At 64.3% G+C, this 18,609-nt stretch carries 18 protein-coding genes and 1 pseudogene; 8 read left to right on the top strand and 11 right to left on the bottom strand.

Annotation, left to right across the window (positions count from 1 at the left end; all coding sequences use genetic code 11):
• The first annotated feature begins 72 nt into the window (after positions 1-72).
• Positions 73-798, top strand: a complete 726-nt coding sequence (locus tag APH34_RS02165; protein WP_054899534.1) for a metallophosphoesterase — start codon at positions 73-75, stop codon at positions 796-798.
• Here APH34_RS02165 and APH34_RS02160 read toward each other — a convergent pair.
• Both APH34_RS02160 and APH34_RS02155 read right to left on the bottom strand, forming a co-directional pair.
• Positions 746-1,360, bottom strand: a complete 615-nt coding sequence (locus APH34_RS02160) for a LysE family translocator (protein ID WP_054899533.1) — start codon at positions 1,358-1,360, stop codon at positions 746-748. The two genes, APH34_RS02165 and APH34_RS02160, sit on opposite strands and share 53 nt — an antisense overlap.
• 77 nt (positions 1,361-1,437) lie before the next feature.
• Entirely contained in the window at positions 1,438-2,253 is an 816-nt protein-coding gene (locus APH34_RS02155; protein WP_054899532.1) for an AraC family transcriptional regulator, read from the bottom strand.
• A 131-nt stretch (positions 2,254-2,384) separates the two neighbouring features.
• On the opposite strand from APH34_RS02155, the gene APH34_RS02150 reads away from it, so the two are divergent.
• Positions 2,385-3,008 carry a LysE family translocator gene (locus tag APH34_RS02150; RefSeq protein ID WP_054899531.1) on the top strand — a complete coding sequence of 208 codons (624 nt, stop codon included), beginning with the start codon at positions 2,385-2,387 and terminating at the stop codon, positions 3,006-3,008.
• Here APH34_RS02150 and APH34_RS02145 read toward each other — a convergent pair.
• The 9 genes from APH34_RS02145 to APH34_RS02105 all read right to left on the bottom strand — a co-directional run bounded on the left by APH34_RS02145 (position 3,005) and on the right by APH34_RS02105 (position 12,677).
• Positions 3,005-5,326, bottom strand: a complete 2,322-nt coding sequence (locus tag APH34_RS02145; RefSeq protein ID WP_054899530.1) for an autotransporter outer membrane beta-barrel domain-containing protein — start codon at positions 5,324-5,326, stop codon at positions 3,005-3,007. The two genes, APH34_RS02150 and APH34_RS02145, sit on opposite strands and share 4 nt — an antisense overlap.
• A gap of 138 nt (positions 5,327-5,464) precedes the next feature.
• Positions 5,465-5,740, bottom strand: a complete 276-nt coding sequence (locus APH34_RS02140) for a peptidylprolyl isomerase (protein ID WP_054899529.1) — start codon at positions 5,738-5,740, stop codon at positions 5,465-5,467.
• Between the two features lie 116 nt (positions 5,741-5,856).
• Positions 5,857-6,336, bottom strand: a complete 480-nt coding sequence (eco, locus tag APH34_RS02135) for a serine protease inhibitor ecotin (RefSeq protein ID WP_054899528.1) — start codon at positions 6,334-6,336, stop codon at positions 5,857-5,859.
• Positions 6,337-6,391: 55 nt separating this feature from the next.
• The gene (gene hbdH / locus APH34_RS02130; RefSeq protein WP_054899527.1) at positions 6,392-7,162 is read right to left on the bottom strand and encodes a 3-hydroxybutyrate dehydrogenase; all 771 of its coding nucleotides are present in this window, start codon (positions 7,160-7,162) and stop codon (positions 6,392-6,394) included.
• An 81-nt stretch (positions 7,163-7,243) separates the two neighbouring features.
• The gene (locus APH34_RS02125; RefSeq protein ID WP_054899526.1) at positions 7,244-8,260 is read right to left on the bottom strand and encodes an ABC transporter permease; all 1,017 of its coding nucleotides are present in this window, start codon (positions 8,258-8,260) and stop codon (positions 7,244-7,246) included.
• Positions 8,260-9,318 carry a microcin C ABC transporter permease YejB gene (locus APH34_RS02120; RefSeq protein ID WP_054899525.1) on the bottom strand — a complete coding sequence of 353 codons (1,059 nt, stop codon included), beginning with the start codon at positions 9,316-9,318 and terminating at the stop codon, positions 8,260-8,262. Before APH34_RS02120 ends, APH34_RS02125 begins: the two co-directional genes overlap by 1 nt.
• A complete protein-coding gene (locus APH34_RS02115) occupies positions 9,315-11,240 on the bottom strand; it encodes an extracellular solute-binding protein (protein ID WP_054899524.1) in 1,926 nt (641 codons plus the stop codon). The genes APH34_RS02120 and APH34_RS02115 overlap by 4 nt, the downstream gene beginning before the upstream one ends.
• Before the next feature lie 13 nt (positions 11,241-11,253).
• Positions 11,254-11,535 (bottom strand): peptidylprolyl isomerase, encoded by a 282-nt coding sequence (locus tag APH34_RS02110; RefSeq protein WP_054899523.1) that lies wholly within the window; start codon positions 11,533-11,535, stop codon positions 11,254-11,256.
• 80 nt (positions 11,536-11,615) lie between these two features.
• Complete coding sequence (locus APH34_RS02105; protein WP_054899522.1) at positions 11,616-12,677, bottom strand: 3-deoxy-7-phosphoheptulonate synthase; 1,062 nt, start codon at positions 12,675-12,677, stop codon at positions 11,616-11,618.
• 649 nt (positions 12,678-13,326) lie between these two features.
• Here APH34_RS02105 and benA point away from each other — a divergent pair.
• The 6 genes and pseudogenes from benA to APH34_RS28505 form a co-directional block, all read left to right on the top strand.
• A complete protein-coding gene (gene benA, locus APH34_RS02100; RefSeq protein ID WP_054899834.1) occupies positions 13,327-14,685 on the top strand; it encodes a benzoate 1,2-dioxygenase large subunit in 1,359 nt (452 codons plus the stop codon).
• Positions 14,682-15,167 carry a benzoate 1,2-dioxygenase small subunit gene (benB, locus tag APH34_RS02095; RefSeq protein WP_054899521.1) on the top strand — a complete coding sequence of 162 codons (486 nt, stop codon included), beginning with the start codon at positions 14,682-14,684 and terminating at the stop codon, positions 15,165-15,167. Before benA ends, benB begins: the two co-directional genes overlap by 4 nt.
• Positions 15,168-15,236: 69 nt before the next feature.
• Positions 15,237-16,250 carry a benzoate 1,2-dioxygenase electron transfer component BenC gene (benC, locus tag APH34_RS02090; RefSeq protein WP_054899520.1) on the top strand — a complete coding sequence of 338 codons (1,014 nt, stop codon included), beginning with the start codon at positions 15,237-15,239 and terminating at the stop codon, positions 16,248-16,250.
• Positions 16,251-16,296: 46 nt separating this feature from the next.
• On the top strand, positions 16,297-17,058 hold the full coding sequence (locus tag APH34_RS02085) for a 1,6-dihydroxycyclohexa-2,4-diene-1-carboxylate dehydrogenase (RefSeq protein WP_054899519.1): 762 nt from the start codon (positions 16,297-16,299) through the stop codon (positions 17,056-17,058).
• A 54-nt stretch (positions 17,059-17,112) separates the two neighbouring features.
• Entirely contained in the window at positions 17,113-18,435 is a 1,323-nt protein-coding gene (locus APH34_RS02080) for an aromatic acid/H+ symport family MFS transporter (RefSeq protein WP_054899518.1), read from the top strand.
• A gap of 30 nt (positions 18,436-18,465) precedes the next feature.
• Positions 18,466-18,609, top strand: a pseudogene (locus APH34_RS28505) (muconate cycloisomerase); the annotation flags it as partial.

The raw sequence follows: 18,609 nt of genomic DNA, 5'->3' as shown, positions 1-18,609 counted from the left end.
ATGCACCTCCGGGGCGGGCTGCGGTCGCTCCATTTTACGCCTGCCAAGGGGCTGCGACAGAGGAAGATTGTAATGAGCCGGTTTCGGCGGGTAGCCGCCAACAGCAAGGGGCGTGACCTGGCCGTGGGTGATATCCACGGGCATTTTCGGCGCCTGGAGCAGTGCCTGGCCGATGTGGCGTTCAACCCGGAAGTGGACCGGCTGTTCAGCGTCGGAGACCTGGTCGACCGCGGGCCGCACAGTGAAGACGCGCTTGCATGGCTCGCCAAGCCCTGGTTTCACGCCGTGCAGGGCAACCATGAGGCGCTGGCGATCACTTACCTGCGTGGCGGGCGCCTGGACCTGGACATGTACCGTGCTGCGGGCGGTGGCTGGTTTCTCGACAAACCCCGATCGGAGCAGGAAGTGTTCGTCGAGCAGTTTTTGCAGTTGCCGATTGCCATGGAGGTGCAGACAGCGGCGGGTGCGGTGGGCCTGCTGCATGCCGACAGCCCGTTCACTGACTGGCCCACGTTGCGCGATAGCCTCCTGTTCGATGACGACCCCCACGTGCGCGAGGTGTGCCAGTGGTCACGGCAGCGCCTCAAGGACGCTGACACAACCCCCGTCGATGGGCTCAGGGCCTTGCTGGTTGGGCACACGCCCGTGTTGCAGGCCAGGCAGTTGGGTAATGTCTGGCACCTGGACACCGGCGGCTGGGCCAGCGGCTGTTTCAGCCTGATGGACCTGGCCAGCCTGACGCTGGTCAGCCCCGCAGCAGATGCACCAGCAGCGCAACGGCCAGGGCAACAAGCATGATCCCTGAAGCCCGTTCCAGCCAGGGCAGGGCGCGCGCGAAGCGCCGCAGCACGCGCTGGTTGCCGATGGCCACAGCGACCAGCAAGTCCCACAGCAGCACGACCGCGAACATCCACGCGCTATACAGCCACTTCCAGCCGGCGCTGCTGCTGGCGACCATGCTGGCGAGGCTGGCATAGAACAGCGCGTTTTTCGGGTTGAGGATACCCGACACCAACCCCATGCCCAGGCCACGCCACCAACTGGTGGTTGCCCGGTGCGTATGCACTGTGGCCAGCTCGGTCTGGCCGGCATGGCGCACGAACAGCGTGCCGATGTACAGCAGGTAGGCTGCACCGGCCAGTTGCAAGCTGATGAACAAGGTGCTGCCTTCACGCAGGATGGCCAGGCCCGCGAAGGCCACCGCGATGAACACGCCATTGGCCAGGGCAATGCCCAGGCAGGCACCGCTGGCGATCCGCCACCCGGCACTGACCGAGGTGCGGGCGACCAGAAAGAAGTCCGGACCCGGCGAGAGCAAGGCAAGGAAGTGGGCGAGGGCGACGATCAGGAACTGCTCCATGGGTAGGCTTTCTCAACGGGGAAAGCGGCAGTGTGGTGGCGGCCCGACGCGACGTATTGAAGAAAATTGCAGTGGTGTCAGCCCAGCCGGTATTGCCCTGGCGTCACGCCCACATGCGCCTTGAACACCCGCTGGAAATGGCTCTGGTCGGCAAAGCCCAGCTGGTAGGCCACCTCAGCCAGTGCCAACCCTTCACGCAGCAGTATGCGCCCTCGATTGACCCGGGCGTTGACCAGATAGGCATGGGGTGTAAGCCCGGTGGCGGCGCGAAACGCCCGGATCAACTGATAACGGCCCAGACCCGCCTGTTCGGCCAGGGTTTCCAGGCCCAGCGGCTCGGGCTGCTCGGTCTCGATGCGCTCAATCAGGCCCCGCAGCGTCGGCATTGCCAGCGTCGGGGCAGGGGCCGCGGCCAGTGCAGGATGTACCGAAAAGTCATGATCACCCATGAACGCCACGACCGCAGCTTCCTTTTCGGTGTTGTCAGCCGCGGAAAACAGCAGTGCATTGAGCGCACAAAACGCCCGATAAAGCGCCGGCGCGCCGCTGATACGTGCGGGGGCGCCGGGCTCGGCCGCCTTCAGCCCCGACTCCAGCCGCAAGCGCGCCAGCCAGTCGGCCCCTACATGCAGCATCTGGTAACTCCACGCCTGGCCGGGTTCGGGGTTGCAGGCGTGGACGCGACGCGCCGGCACCAGCACCAAGGTGCCGGGCGTCAGGCGCTGCGGCCCGCCGCTTGCACCGCTAAAGCGGCTGTGCCCGGCATCCACTGCCCCGATGGAAAAGGTCGGGTGGCTGTGCGCTTTATAGCAGGCACGGCTCTGGCAGGCACGCCGGCTCTCGACCCAGGGCAATGCGGGGTCACGCCAGAGTTGGGAGCGGGTACTGGGCATGCAGAAGTCCTCGGCAAGGCCGCAAGCTTAGCAGTGCAGGGCGCCTGACCGTACAGTTTTTACCCGCGGCTGTACCTTGACCGCACCGTGCTCAGGCATCGACAGTAGCGGCAGATTTCCTGGAGAACAAAATGGACCTGTCGAGCCTGTTGCTATTCATCCCCGCCTGTTTTGCCCTGAACATGGCGCCGGGGCCCAACAACCTGCTGTCGCTGCATAACGCCAGCCGTTATGGCTTGCGTACCGCGTGCGTGGCTGGCGGGGGGCGCATCATCGCCTTCAGCGGCATGATCGCCCTGGCGGCGATGGGCCTGGCGGTGGTGCTGCACACCAGCGAATACCTGTTCCTGGTGATCAAGGTGGTCGGCGCGGCGTACCTGTTCTACATCGCCTGGCAACTGTGGCGCGCCCCGGTGGGCGAGGCCGTGGTGGCGAGCGATCACCCGCGTGGCACCTGGCGCTTGGCCCGGCAGGAGTTCTGGGTGGCGGCGGGCAACCCGAAGGCCATCCTGATTTTCACGGCCTTCCTGCCGCAGTTCGTGTCGGTGGGCAGCGCCACCCCGGTGAGCGAGCAGTTCCTCTGGCTGGGGGTGCTGTTCCTGTTGCTGGAATGGGCGGCGATCGCCCTCTACGCCGGCCTTGGCACCTATCTGCAGCGCTGGTTCAACCAGCCCGCGCCGCGCCGGCTGTTCAACCGCGTCAGCGCCGGGTTGCTCGGTTGTGCAGGCCTGGGCTTGCTGGCGGCACGTCGCTAGAACTGCCAGCGTACGCCCAGGTTCACGCCACTGGCTTCCTGCTGGCGGCTGTCCAAGTTGCTTGAGTACTGCACGCCGCCGTGCAGGCTCAAGGCCTGGTTCACTTGGGCAACCACACCTGTTTCGAGCTGTACCGAGGTGTAGCGGTAGTCGGTCTTGACCTTGTCCACGTCATCGAACACCAGGGTGTCCCTGCCGCCGTCGCCATGCCACAGGTTGAGCTGGGCGTAGGGTTGCAGCAGGCGGCCGCCGCTGCCGCTGAAGGCGCCCTCCAGGCGCACGCCCAGCCGCCCGGTCAGTTCGACCTGGGCGTCGTATGAAATACGCGAGACACTGTCGCTGGCACTGTCCAGCGAGACCTTCTGAGCGACCAGTTGCGCCTGCGGTTCCACGCTCCAGCGCTCGGCCACCTGGATCGGATAGCCGGCTTCCAGCGACGCGGTCCAGGCGTGGCCGTCGATGTTCAGCTTGTCACCGCGATCGGAGCGTGCACGGCCATCGAGCGCGGTGTATTGCACCACGGCATCAAGGTATGCCTGTTGCGGACCGACCAGCGTCCAGTAGGCCCCCGCGCTGTCGCCGTCGAGCTTGAGGTCACCCACGCTGCGGTCTTCGACCGCCAGGGCAAAGCCTTTGACATCAGCGTCCAGGCGGCTATGGCTGACGTACAGCCCCATCTGCTGTCGGTAGCCGTTGTCGCCGACGTGCGCATACAGGTCTTGGCCAACCTTGAAACCATACACATCGCCCTCCAGACGCGGGCTGACCGTACCGCTCCATTGCTGGCGCAGCCCACCGCCGTACGCTTGCCCCCAGGCGGCAGGAACGCCGCCCTGGCCGCTGAGCAACTGCTGATCCCCTTGGCGCTGGTGGAAGGTGCCCAGCGCCTGGCGGGCGATGATCGCCGCGCCGCGCGGCGCTGCGGCGTACACTGGCACTTCGGGGCGATACAGGGGCGCGCTTTCTCCGGCCACCGGCGCAGGCAGTTCGGCCTGGCCAGGCGCAGGGGCTGCCACCGGGGGCGTGATGGCCGGTGCCACCCCCGGTGTACCTTCTTCAACCGGTGGCGTTTGCGCTGCAGGGAGCGGGGCTGCGACCAGGGTGGAGCGCAGGAACCAGCTGTTCTCCGAGCCTGCGGTCACGCCCCCCTTGAACAGCCGGTAATCGAAGGCACCCGCAGACAGTGTCTGGGTCTGGACGAACGCGGTGGCAGTGCTGGTAGCGCCGTCGCGGGCCTCGACGACCTGGATGCCGTTTTGCGGCGTGGCAGCGCCGGCACCGCCCAGGTTGTTGACCAGCAGTTGGGTGCGGCCGCTGAGCGTGCCTTGGCTGACCACCAGACGGTCCGAAGGGGCGTTGTCCCCGGCCAGCACGCTGTTCACCCGTAGCACGCCGTCGTTGCCTTGGTAGTTGCCGTTGATGACCAGGCGGCCCTGGGCATCGTTACCACCACTCAGGTCGAGCATACCGGCGTTGATGACCATCGTAGGCTGCGACGGGTTGAACGCCGTTACCGTACCCTGGCGGGACAACAGCACGCTGCTGGCATCCAGGTTCAACGTGCCGGTGCCACTGTTGCTGTCGCCCAGGGTAAGCTTGTCATCGAGCGTGAGGCGGCTGTTGTCGGCCAGGCTGATCGCCTCCCAGTTGCGGTAAAGGGTACCGCCGAGCACCTGGCTGTTGGCAAAGCGCAAGCTGTCATTGCCGTCGCCACCGTCCAGGACAATGGTGAGGGTGTCGGTATCCAGGTTGCTGATGTTCGCCTGATCGTTGCCCAGCCCCATGTCGACCCGGCCGCCGAGGGTGCCGCCAGACCAGTTGAATACATCATCGCCTGCGCTGGCCAGGACATTGCCGCGCAGGCTGCCGCCACTGATGGTGATGTTATCCACGCCACCGCTGGTGCTGATGTTGCCCCCAATGGTGCCGCCACGAAGGATGAGGGTGTCATTGCCGAAACCACTCACCAGGTTGCCATCGATGCGTGTTTCGACTGCGGTGTCCTGGGACATTTCAAAGTAGTTGTCGGCCAGCTTGAGGTCCACCCTGCCAATTCGGCCGCCGCTGAAAATGGCCCGGTCGCCATCCTCGAAGGCGCCGATGATGTGCCCGCCCGACATGTTGAAGGTGTCGTAGCCCTCACCCTGGTTCAGCGACTGGACCGTACCCCCGGTCATGGTGAAGTCGTCGACGGCCGGGGTTTGCGAAACAGCGCCCAAGGTGTCGCCGGCGGACACTGTCAGGTTCTGCCCATGGCTGGGCAATGGAAGGGTGAGCAAGGGCAGGGCGGCGATAGCAATCAGAGGGGTGTAACGCATTGGCAGGTCTCCGTGTCCGTTTGAACCCGGCCACTACCTGGATACGCCGATGGGCGCCGCTCCGGCCCTGTATGCGTTGTAGTTAAATACGCGCAGTACGGCAACTGGCAAAAATGCCAGGTGGCGCGCCGCTGTCAATCAATCGCGATAGAACGTCTGCACCAGGTGATACCCGAACTTGCTCTTGATCGGCCCGTGCACCACACGCAGGGCCTTTTTGAAGATCACCTGATCGATCGCACCCACCAGTTGCCCCGGGCGCACCTCGCCCAAGTCGCCGCCACGCTTGCCTGATGGGCAAGTGGAGAACTTCTTGGCCAGCACGTCGAAGGCTTCACCGTTGGCGATGCGCTGCTTGAGCTTTTCAGCTTCGTCGGCGGTCTTGACCAGAATGTGGCGGGCTTGCGCTTTCATGGGGGCACCTGTGTTTCGGGGCAAAAAAGGGCGCATTATGCCTGATCGCGCGGCGCCCGTGCGGGCCTGCAACGGCTCAGGCACCCTGCGCCCGGTTACGGCAGGTCGCCGGAGCCTTACTCCACGTTGGCCTTTTGCACATCCTGCGATGCCGACCACACGCGATAACGCACCTCGATATCTTCTGGCACGTACACCACCACCGGCAGCTTGCTGTTATAACGCAGCATGAAGCCTTCACCGACCACCGGCACAAAGGCGGGGGTCTTCTTGTCGTCCAGGCAACCCATCAGGGTGCTGGCCGGGCCACCGACCTTGTCCAGTCGGTAGTAGCTGTAGCCCCAGCCTTCGAGCGTACGCTCCTCCAGGCTGCCGCCCAGACGCTGGAGGTTGCAGTCGACCAGCAGTGTCTTGCCCGCCAGAATTTCGAGCTTGTAGGCAGACTCATCGGCTTGCGCTGGGAGGTGGATGACCTGGCGGGTAAAGCCTTTTTCCGCCTCGGGGTAGGGGGCGACGTCCTTCAGGCTGGCAGCCATGGCTGGCGCAGTGACCGCCAGGGCCAAGGCAAAGATCGCGGACATTGGGGTTGGGCGCATAGGGCCTCCTTGCAGTTGAACGAATGCAAGACCAGCGCCAGGCCCTGGCGACCCGTTACCGGGCCAGCCAGCCGCCATCGACGTTCCAGGCGGCGCCACGGACCTGGCTTGCGGCCTCGCTGCACAAGAATAGTACCAGCTCGCCCAGGTGCTCAGGCGTGACAAAGGCCAACGAAGGTTGCTTCTCGGCCAGCAAGTCCGCCTGCGCTTGCGCCAGGTCGCCGCCCTGGGCAGCACGTTCGTCGATCTGCTTCTGCACCAGTGGGGTGAGTACCCACCCGGGGCAGATGGCGTTACAGGTGACGGGCGTCGTGGCGGTTTCCAGGCCCACCACCTTGGTCAGGCCAATGACGCCGTGCTTGGCGGCCACATATGCCGCCTTGCCGGTCGACCCCACCAAGCCGTGCACCGAGGCAATGTTGATGATCCGCCCCCAGTTGCGCGCCCGCATGCCAGGCAAGGCCAGGCGGGTACCATGGAACACTGCGGAGAGGTTGAGGGCGATGATCTTGTCCCAGCTCTCGACGGGAAACTGCTCGACGGGCGCCACGTGCTGGATGCCTGCGTTGTTGACCAGAATGTCGACGCCGCCGAACTCGCGCTCGGCCATGGCGAACAGGGCTTCGATCTGCGCCACATCGGACAGGTCGGCCGGGTGGTGCGCAGCCTTGACGCCATGGCCGGCAATCTCGGCCAGGGCGGGTGCCGGGTCGCCGAAACCGTTGAGCAGAATATCGGCCCCTGCCCGGGCCAGTACCTGGGCGATGCCCAGGCCGATGCCGCTGGTGGAGCCGGTGATGAGTGCAGTCTTGCCTTTAAGGGTCATGCGAGAGCTCCTTGGACATGCCGGGGACCGGAGAGGGGGAACCGCATCAGGTGCGTGCGCAAGCTGTGGCCTGGAGCCCACTTAACGCCGTGGGTCGAATGCCTCGCGCAAGGCGTCGCCGATAAACACTAGCAAAGACAGCACCACCGCCAAGGTGAAAAACGCAGTGAATCCAAGCCAAGGGGCTTCAAGGTGTTGCTTGCCCTGAGTCACCAGTTCCCCTAGCGAAGCACTTCCGGCGGGCATGCCAAAGCCCAGAAAGTCGAGCGCTGTCAGCGTGGTAATGGCTCCGGTGAGCATGAACGGCACGTAGGTCAGCGTGGCATTCATCGCGTTGGGCAGGATGTGCCGCAGCATTACCTGAGTGTCCGGCAGGCCCAGCGCGCGGGCGGCCTTGACGTACTCCAGGTTGCGCCCACGCAGGAACTCGGCGCGCACCACATCGACCAGGGCCAACCAGGAGAACAGCGCCATGATGCCCAGCAGCCACCAGAAGTCCGGTTCGATGAAGCCGCTGAGGATGATCAGCAGGTACAACACCGGCAAACCGGACCACACCTCCAGCACCCGTTGCCCTAGCAGATCGACCCAGCCGCCGTGGTAGCCCTGCAGGGCCCCGGCGACCACACCGATGAAGACGCTGACCACGGTCAGGGCAAAGGCGAACAGCAGTGAAACCCGGGTGCCATACAGCACCCGTGCCAGCACGTCGCGGCCTTGGTCGTCGGTGCCCAGCCAGTTGCTGCTGCTCGGTGGGCTGGGGGTGGGTACCAGCAGGTCATAGTTGGGCGTGTCGGCGCTGAACGGGATGGGCGCGAACAGCATCCAGCCCCCCTGGCGCTGGATCAATTGCCGCACATAGGCGCTGCGGTAATCCGGCTGGAACGGCAACTGGCCGCCGAACTGCTGCTCGCTGTAGCGCTTGAGCGCAGGCACATACAGTTCGCCCTTGTAGCCCAGCAGCAAGGGCTTGTCGTTGGCCACCAGCTCAGCCCCGAGGCTGAGCAGCAACAGGCCGGCGAACAGCCAGAGCGAAACCCAGCCACGGCGGTTGCGGCGAAAACGTTGCAGGCGGCGACGTGAAACAGGCGAGAGCATCAGTGCGTCCTTGCGTCGAAGTCGATGCGTGGGTCGAGCAAGGTGTAGGACAAATCGCCGATCAGGCGTATCAGCAGGCCGGCCAGGGTAAAGATGAACAGCGTCCCGAACACCACCGGGTAATCACGCGACACCGCCGCCTCGTAGCTCATGCGGCCAAGGCCATCGAGGGAGAAGATCACCTCGATCAGCAGCGAACCGGCAAAGAACACCGTGATCAATGCCTGGGGCAGGCCGGCCAGCACCAGCAGCATGGCGTTGCGCAGTACATGGCCATATAGCACTCGGCGCTCGCTCAGGCCCTTGGCCCGGGCCGTGACCACGTACTGGCGGGATATCTCGTCAAGAAAGGCATTCTTGGTCAGCAGCGTCAGGGTCGCAAAGCCCCCGATCACCAGCGAGCCTACCGGCAGCACCAGGTGCCAGAAGTAGTCGGCGATCTTGCCTAGCAGGCTGAGCTGGTCGAAGTCGTCTGACACCAGGCCGCGCACCGGGAACCAGTTCAGTGACGTTCCACCGGCAAACAGTACGATCAGCAGCAAGGCGAACAAGAATGAGGGCAGGGCATAGCCGATCACGATCAGTGCGCTGCTCCAGGTGTCAAAGCGGCTGCCGTGGCGTACTGCCTTACGGATACCCAGGGGGATCGACACTAAATAGGTGATGAGCGTGGCCCAGAAGCCCAGCGACAAGGTCACCGGCAACTTGTCGAGGATCAGGTCGGTGACCTTGGCACCGCGAAAGAAGCTCTGGCCGAAGTCCAGCCGCGCATACTGGCCAAGCATTAGCCATAGCCGCTCAGGCGCGGATTTGTCGAAGCCGTACTGGCGCTTGATCTCTTCGATCAGCTTTGGGTCCAGGCCACGGGTGGCGCGTGATTGGCCGTGCACCACCTCCGCCCGGGCGCCCGGCGCAGCAGCGCCGATACCTTGCAGCCGCGCCACGGCCTGTTCGACCGGGCCGCCGGGGGCGGCCTGGACAATGGCGAAGTTGACCAACAGGATGGCCAGCAGCGTTGGGATGATCAGCAGTAGGCGCCGCAGAATGTAAGACGTCATGGTGCGGCCTTCTGGCGTTCGGCCATCTGCACGTTGGTCAGCGCCTCGGGGCTGACTTCCCACCAGGTGTCGAGGCCTTCGTCATAGGCCGGCTGGATTTTCGGCCGGCCGAAGCGGTTCCACCACACGGTCGAGGTTCCCGGGGGGTAGTAGTTGGGGATCCAGTAGTAGTTCCACTGCAGCACCCGGTCCAGGGCATGGGCGTGCCGTAGCATGTCCGCTTCGCTGTTGGCGCGCACCAGGCCGTCGATCAGGCTGTCTACCGCAGGGTCCTTGAGCACCATGAGGTTGTTCGAGCCAGGATCGTTTGCCGCTGCAGAGCCGAAGTAGTTGTACAGCTCGGCGCCCGGCGACAAGGTCACCGGGTAGCCGGTGACGATCATGTCGTAATCCCGCGCCATTACCCGGTTGACGTACTGCGACGCGTCCACGTTGCGAATGTTCAGGGTGATGCCGATCTGTGCCAGGTTGCGCTTCCACGGCAGCAGCAGGCGCTCGATCCCGGACTGGCCATTGAGGAAGGTAAACGCCAGCGGCTGGCCCTGGGCATTGACCAGGCGGTCGCCGTCAGGGTGCCAACCTGCCTGCTGCAGCAGGGTCAGCGCTTGCAGCTGCTGCGCGCGGATGATCCCTGAACCGTCGGTCACCGGGGCGGTGAAGACCTGGCTGAAGACTTCGTCAGGGACCTGGCCCCGCAGCGGCTCGAGCAGTTGCAACTCGCCGGCATCCGGTGGGTTGCGGGCAGCCAGCGGGGTATTGGAGAACACGCTCTGCTGGCGGATGTACAGGTTGCGCATCATCTGCCGGTTGCTCCATTCAAAATCCCACAGCATGCCCAGGGCCTGGCGCACGCGGCGGTCCTTGAACGGCGCCTGGTCGAGGTTGAACACGAAGCCTTGTGCGATCTGTGGTTTGGCCGGCCCCAGGTGGGCGCGCTGCAGGCGGCCATCGTCCAGTTGGGCACCGTTGTAGCCCAAGGTGTAGGCGGTGGCGGAGAATTCACGGTTGTAATCGTAGCCACCGCCCTTGAGCACCTGGCGCGCCACTTCGGTGTCGCCGAAATACTCGATGCGGATCCGCTCGAAATTGAAGCGCCCGCGGCTGGCCGGCAGGTCCCTGGCCCACCAGTTCGGGTCCCGCTCGAAGGTGATGCTGCGGCCATTGTCGAGCCGGCCGATCCGGTAGGGGCCGCTGCCCACCGGCTTGTCGAAGCCGGCGCCGTTGGCAAAGTCGCGGCCCTGCCAGTCGTGCTCGGGCAATACTGGCAGGCTGGCGAGGTCCAGGGGCAGGGTACGGCCGTGGGGCTGCTTGAAGTCGAAACGTACCCAGCGCGGGCCTTCCACCGTGACCCCGGCAACATCGGCGAACTGCGTGCGGTACTTGAGGCTGCCCTTGTTGATGAGGGTGTCGAAGGTGAAGCGCACATCCTCGGCGCGCACTGGCGTGCCGTCGGCAAAGGTCGCCCGCGGGTCGATCTCGAAGCGCAGCCAGGCATCATCAGGGCCACGTTCCATGCGCCGGGCAATCAGGCCGTAGACGGTGTAGGGTTCATCGAACGAGCGTACGGCCAGCGGGGCGTACAGCCAGCCATCGACTTGGCTGACGCCGGTGCCTTTGTCGATGTACGGCAGGATGTGGTCGAACTGGCCAATCTCGATGGCCGAGCGGCGCAGGATGCCGCCCTTGGGCGCGTTGGCGTTGACGTAATCGAAGTGGCGGAAGCTTTCAGCGTAGCGGGGCGCTTCGCCGTAGACGGTGAGTGCGTGGGTAGGGGCGGCATGCGCTGCACCACCCAGGCATAGGAGGACAAGCCCCCACAGTAGCTGTGGAAGCAGGAATGCCCGCGAAGCGGCCCGTCTGGACAAAGGGATTGTCTGCAAAGGCGTATTCGCGGGTAAACCCGCTCCCACAAGGATGGTCATCGCCGGTGAGGACTTAATCCTGGCGGCTGGTCACTTCCAGCAGGTGGTAGCCGAACTGGGTCTTGACCGGGCCCTGCACGGTGTTCACCGGGGCGCTGAACACCACGGTATCGAATTCCTTGACCATCTGGCCTGGGCCGAACGAACCCAGGTCACCGCCTTGGCGGCTGGATGGGCAGGTGGAGTTGGCTTTGGCGATTTCAGCGAAGTCGGCCCCGGCTTCGATCTGGGCTTTGAGCTCGTTGCATTTTTCTTCGCTGTTGACGAGGATGTGACGGGCAGTGGCGCGTGCCATGGGGTACTACTCCTTGGGTGAAAAGGGCAAGCCTAGCGCACTTGCTTGGGGGTTGTCTCGCAAGGCTTGCCGTACGCGTCCTACATACGTGCCGCGGCCTCGCGCAGCAGGGTTTGCGTCGCCGTCCAGCCGAGGCAGCCATCGGTGATCGATACACCGTACTTCAGCGGGCCCTTGCCCAGGGCCTGGCAGCCATCGAACAGGTGGCCTTCGAGCATCACCCCGACGATCGACGTATCACCGCCCAGGCGTTGGGCCAGCACGTCTTCGAACACCGCTGGCTGACGGGCCGGGTCCTTACCACTGTTGGCATGGCTGCAATCGACCATGATCCGCGCCTGCAGCCCGGCCTTGGCCAACCCCTGGCGGGCCAGGGCAATGCTGTTGGCATCGTAGTTCGGGCCTTTGTGCCCGCCGCGCAGGACCAGGTGAGTGTCCGGGTTGCCCAGGGTCTCGATGATCGCCGGGAAGCCCTGCGCGTCCATGCCGAAGTGGCGATGCGGGGCTGCAGCGCTGCGCATCGCGTCGCAGGCAATGGCAACACCGCCGTCGGTGCCGTTCTTGAAACCGACCGGCAACGCCAGGCCGCTGACCATCTCACGGTGAATCTGCGACTCGGTGGTGCGCGCGCCGATGGCGGCCCAGCCGAGCAAGTCGTCGAAGTAGCCCGCAGCCATTGGTTGCAGCAGCTCGGTGGCGATCGGCAAGCCACGCTCGATCATGTTCAGCATCAGCCCACGGGACAGGGCGATGCCGGCATGCATGTCGTCGCTGCCGTCGAGGTGCGGGTCGTACGCCAGGCCTTTCCAGCCCACCGTGGTGCGTGGTTTTTCCACGTAGGCGCGCATCACCAGCAGCATCTTGTCGTCAACTTCGCGGCTCAGGGCGGCGAGGCGGTCGGCGTATTCCAGGGCAGAGCGCGGGTCGTGGATCGAACACGGGCCGACGATGACCAGCAGGCGTGGGTCGCGGCCTTCGAGGATGGCGCGAATGGCCTGGCGGTGGGCCTGTACGTTCTGGGCATGTTCAACGCAAAGTGGCATCTGCTGCTTGAGCAGGTGCGGGCTGGGCAGGCGGCGGCTGACGGTGGTGTTGGCAGCGTGTGGCTGGGTCAGGGGCAGAGCGAGGTTCGAGGCTTGCATGGCGTAGGTTCCCTGGGCGGACGGCGGGTTCTGACCCGCTCGATCGGCCCCTATCGAGGTGTTCGACTGATCGTTGAATTCAAGTTGGCTGCAGCATTGCCACCGTGGACGGACCGATCGGAGGCGGCAGGCTGGCCCGAACGGGATTGGCTAAATCGCCAGGCGTAGGTGCTTGCGTAGTAATCAGTGGCGTAGTTCATGACAGTGTCCTCAATGTGAATCGGTAATGTTCAAAGGCCTGAAAAGCAAAACCCCCGGTCGGGGAGCCGACCGGGGGTTTGAGTATTCTCATGTTCGGCGGCCCCTCGAAGGTGGGCGCCGTGTGGGTATCAGCGGCGCCTAGTGGCTAAACCAATACCCAAAATAAAAGCTGGCAGCAGCCTTGCAGCCGGCAACGGCCAGCACTGGGCGCAGGTGGCGACCGGTGTGGTTGGCGTGGTTGCAGGTATGTTTCGGCATGTTGCTCTCCAGTGAATGAGCCCGAGCTTACTTCAGGTCGGGCGAGGCATTCAATTGATAATTGCTATGGACGTGATCATTTGCCCTGCCTTGCAGAAAACGGATAGCGCTTTGCACGAAGCGGATATTGCCTCCCACGGGCAGCCCCTAACCTGAGCCGGTCTGAACAATAACAATGGAGACCCTGGCCATGTCCCTGGGATTCGACTACCTCAATGCCATGCTCGAGGACGACCGTGAAAAAGGCATCTACCGCTGCAAGCGCGAGATGTTCACCGACCCACGGCTGTTCGACCTGGAGATGAAGCACATCTTCGAGGGCAACTGGATCTACCTGGCGCACGAAAGCCAGATTCCCGAGAACAACGACTTCCTCACCCTGACCATGGGGCGCCAGCCGGTCTTCATCGCGCGCAACAAGGACGGGGTGCTCAATGCCTTCCTCAACGCCTGCAGCCACCGCGGCGCCATGCTGTGTCGGCACAAGCGCGGCAACCGTACCAGCTATACCTGCCCATTCCACGGCTGGACGTTCAACAACAGCGGCAAACTGCTCAAGGTCAAAGACCCCAGCAATGCCGGATACCCCGCCAGTTTCAACTGCGAGGGCTCCCACGACCTGACCAAGGTCGCCCGCTTCGAGTCGTACCGGGGCTTTTTGTTCGGCAGCCTCAACGCCGACGTCAAACCGCTGATCGAGCACCTGGGCGAGTCGGCCAAGATCATCGACATGATCGTCGACCAATCCCCCGAGGGGTTGGAAGTGCTGCGCGGTGCCAGCTCCTATGTCTACGAAGGCAACTGGAAGCTGACCGCCGAGAACGGCGCCGACGGTTACCACGTAAGCGCTGTGCACTGGAACTACGCCGCCACCCAGAATCAGCGCAAGCAGCGCGAGGCGGGTGAAGAGATCAAAACCATGAGCGCCGGCGCCTGGGCCAAGCAGGGGGGCGGCTTCTATTCCTTCGACCACGGCCACCTGCTGCTCTGGACCCGTTGGGCCAACCCCCAGGACCGCCCGGCCTACGAGCGCCGCGAGCAACTGGCGGCCGATTTCGGCCAGGCCCGCGCCGACTGGATGATCGAGAACTCGCGCAACCTGTGCCTGTACCCCAACGTCTACCTGATGGATCAGTTCAGCTCGCAAATCCGCATTGCCCGGCCGATTTCGGTGAACAAGACCGAAATCACCATCTACTGCATCGCCCCCAAGGGCGAGAGCGCCGATGCCCGGGCCAAGCGTATCCGCCAGTACGAAGACTTCTTCAACGTCAGTGGCATGGCCACCCCCGACGACCTCGAGGAATTTCGCTCCTGCCAGACCGGCTACGGCGGCGGCAGTGGCTGGAACGACATGTCCCGGGGTGCGGCCCATTGGGTCGAAGGTGCCGACGAAGCGGCGCAGGAGATCGCGCTCAAGCCGCTGCTGTCGGGTGTGCGCACCGAGGATGAGGGCCTGTTCGTGCTCCAGCACAAGTACTGGCAGGACACCATGATCCGGGCGCTCAAGCAGGAGCAGCAATTGATCCCCGTGGAGGCGGTGCAATGAGCCTTCATGACACCGTGCGCGACTTCCTCTACCGCGAGGCGCGCTACCTGGACGATGCCCGGTGGGACCAGTGGCTGGAACTGTACGCCAGCGATGCGAGCTTCTGGATGCCCGCCTGGGATGACAACGATCGCCTTACCCAAGACCCGCAAAGCGAAATTTCACTGATCTGGTATGGCAACCGTGGCGGCCTCGAGGACCGGGTGTTCCGTATCAAGACCGAGCGCTCCAGTGCCACCGTGCCGGATACCCGCACCTCGCACAACATCAGCAACATCGAGATCGTCGAGCAGGACGAGGGCAGCTGCCAGGTGCGTTTCAACTGGCACACCCTGAGCTTTCGCTACAAGACCACCGACAGCTACTTCGGCAGCAGTTTCTACACCCTCGACCTGCGCGGCGAACAACCGCTGATCAAGGCCAAGAAGGTGGTGCTCAAGAACGACTACGTGCGCCAGGTCATCGACATCTACCACATCTGAATCGCAGCAACGCGAGCCGCCCGGGGTGCCCCTTGGCACCCACGGCCCGGCTCGCCCGCGAGGTGCAACATGAGCTTCCAGATCGCGCTTAATTTCGAAGACGGGGTCACCCGCTTCATCGAGGCCAGCGGCCATGAAACCGTGGCCGACGCTGCCTACCGCCAGGGCATCAACATACCGCTGGACTGCCGCGATGGCGCCTGCGGTACCTGCAAGTGCAAGGCCGAATCCGGGTGCTACGACCTGGGTGACAACTTCATCGAGGATGCCCTGAGCGGGGACGAGATCGCCCAGGGCTACGTGCTGACCTGCCAGATGCGCGCCGAAAGCGACTGCGTGGTGCGCATCCCGGCGTCTTCGCAACTGTGCAAGACCGAGCAGGCCAGCTTCGAGGCCGCCATCAGCGACGTGCGCCAACTTTCCGCCAGCACCATCGCCTTGTCGATCAAGGGCGAGGCGCTGAGCCGCCTGGCGTTCCTGCCGGGGCAGTACGTCAACCTCAAGGTGCCGGGCAGCGACCAGAGCCGCGCGTACTCCTTCAGCTCGTTGCCCAGGGATGGTGAAGTCAGCTTCCTGATCCGTAACGTGCCGGGCGGCCTGATGAGCCGCTTTCTCACGGGCCTGGCCAAGGCAGGTGACCCGATGAGCCTGGCCGGGCCGCTGGGCAGCTTCTATTTGCGGCCGATCCAACGCCCGCTGTTACTGCTGGCCGGCGGCACAGGCCTGGCGCCGTTCACGGCCATGCTGGAGAAGATTGCCGAACAGGGCAGCGCGCATCCGCTGCATTTGATCTACGGCGTTACCAACGATTTCGACCTGGTCGAGCTGGATCGCCTGCAGGCCCTGGCTGCGCGCATTGCCAACTTCACCTTCAGTGCCTGCGTGGCCAACCCCGACAGCCAGTACCCGCACAAGGGCTACGTGACCCAGCACATCGAGCCGCGCCACCTCAATGATGGGGATGTGGATGTGTACCTGTGCGGGCCGCCACCGATGGTCGAGGCAGTCAGCCAGTACCTGCGCGAGCAGGCCATCACCCCGGCCAACTTTTACTACGAGAAGTTCGCCGCAGCGGCAGCCTGAATTTCCTTGGCTCCCCCAGCGTTTGCGCCAGCATGGAGAAAGACTGATGAATTCAAGATTCCAAGGCAAAGTCGCCCTGGTCACCGGTGCCGCGCAAGGCATTGGTCGTGGCGTGTGCTGGCGGCTCAAGGCCGAAGGCGCGCAGGTGGTGGCGGTGGATCGCTCCGAGCTGGTCCACGAACTGGCCGGGGAGGGCATGCTGACCCTCACCGCCGACCTCGAACACCATGGCGACTGCGCACGGGTCATGGCCACGGCGGTAGAAACCTTCGGCCGCCTCGACATCCTGATCAACAACGTTGGCGGTACCCTCTGGGCCAAGCCTTTCGAACACTACGAAGTCGCCCAGATCGAGGCCGAAGTGCGCCGCTCGCTGTTCCCCACCTTGTGGTGCTGCCACGCGGCGTTGCCGCACATGCTCGAACGTGGCAGCGGCGCCATCGTCAACGTCTCGTCGATTGCCACGCGCGGCGTCAACCGCGTGCCCTACGGCGCCGCCAAAGGGGGGGTCAACGCGCTTACCGCTTGCCTGGCCTTCGAGACCGCCAGCCGTGGTATCCGGGTCAACGCCACGGCTCCCGGCGGTACCGAAGCGCCGCCCCGGCGCGTGCCTCGCAACGACGCCGAACAAAGCGAGCAGGACAAGCGCTGGTACCAGCAGATCGTCGACCAGACCATCGCCAGTAGCCTGATGCACCGCTACGGCAGCATCGACGAGCAGGTCGGCGCCATCTTGTTCCTGGCCTCTGACGACGCCTCGTACATCACCGGTGTAACCCTGCCGGTAGGGGGCGGCGACCTCGGCTGACCGCCACCCCCGGCACGCTTTTCCTCCACAAAAACAACAAGAGAGACAGATGCCATGCGCACAATCGACGTGCACCCGATCATCGACAATGCCCGCTTCTCAGCCTTTCACTGGATGATCATGGCCTGGTGTGGGCTGCTGCTGATCTTCGACGGCTATGACCTGTTCATCTACGGCGTGGTATTGCCGGTGATCATGAAGGAGTGGGGCCTGAGCCCTTTGCAGGCCGGCGCGCTGGGCAGCTACGCGTTGTTCGGCATGATGTTCGGAGCCCTGGCCTTCGGCAGCCTGGCCGACCGCATCGGGCGCAAGAAAGGCATCGCCATCTGTTTCGCCTTGTTCTCGGGGGCGACCATCCTCAACGGCTTCGCCAGCAGCCCCAGCGAGTTTGGTATCTACCGTTTCATCGCCGGCCTGGGTTGCGGCGGCCTGATGCCCAACGCGGTGGCGCTGATGAACGAATACGCGCCCAAGCGCCTGCGCAGTACGCTGGTGGCGCTTATGTTCAGTGGCTATTCGCTGGGCGGCATGCTCTCGGCCGGGGTGGGTATTGTCATGCTGCCGCGTTTCGGTTGGGAATCGATGTTCTTCGCCGCCGCCATACCACTGCTGCTGTTGCCGGTGATTCTTTACTACCTGCCTGAGTCGATTGGCTTTCTGGTTCGCCAAGGGCGTACCGAGCAGGCGCGCACGCTGCTCAAGCGCCTGGCCCCAGGTTGCGATGTAATGCCCGGCGACCAGTTGCAAGCGGCCGAGCGCAAAGGTGAAGGCGGCTCGGTGCTGGATTTGTTCCGTAACGGCCTAGCTACCCGCACCTTGGCCCTGTGGCTGGCGTTTTTCTGCTGCCTGCTGATGGTCTATGCGCTCAGCGCGTGGTTGCCAAAGCTGATGGCCAACGCCGGCTACAGCCTGGGTTCGAGCCTGTCGTTCCTGCTGGCCCTGAACTTTGGCGGCATGGCCGGGGCGATTCTTGGGGGCTGGCTGGGCGACCGTTACAACCTGGTCAAGGTCAAGGTGGCGTTTTTCCTGGCGGCAGCGTTGTCGATCAGCCTGCTGGGTGTAAACAGCCCGATGCCGGTGTTGTACTTGCTGATCTTCATTGCCGGCGCCACCACCATCGGTACGCAAATCCTGCTGTATGCCGGTGCCGCCCAGCTGTACGGCCTGTCGGTGCGCTCCACCGGCCTGGGCTGGGCCTCGGGCATCGGCCGCAACGGCGCCATCGTCGGCCCGTTGCTCGGCGGTGCACTGATGGGCATCAACCTGCCGCTGCAACTCAACTTCATCGCCTTCGCCATCCCCGGCGCGATTGCCGCGCTGGCCATGGCCGTGCACCTGGCCAGCGGCCGGCGGCACGCCCAGGTGGCGGCAGCCTGACCCTTCGTTGTCTGAACTGGAGCATTTTGCATGAAAAGCCCGACCATCGAACGGCTGGACGCAATCATCGTCGACCTGCCCACCATCCGCCCGCACAAGCTGGCCATGCACACCCTGCAGCAACAGACCCTGGTGGTGCTGCGCCTGCGCTGCAGCGATGGCGTGGAAGGCATT

This window comes from Pseudomonas sp. NBRC 111131, assembly GCF_001320525.1.
Lineage (GTDB): Bacteria > Pseudomonadota > Gammaproteobacteria > Pseudomonadales > Pseudomonadaceae > Aquipseudomonas > Aquipseudomonas ceruminis.
The sequence above is the reverse complement of the archived record's forward strand: the minus strand, read 5'-3'. Positions and strand labels throughout refer to the sequence as shown.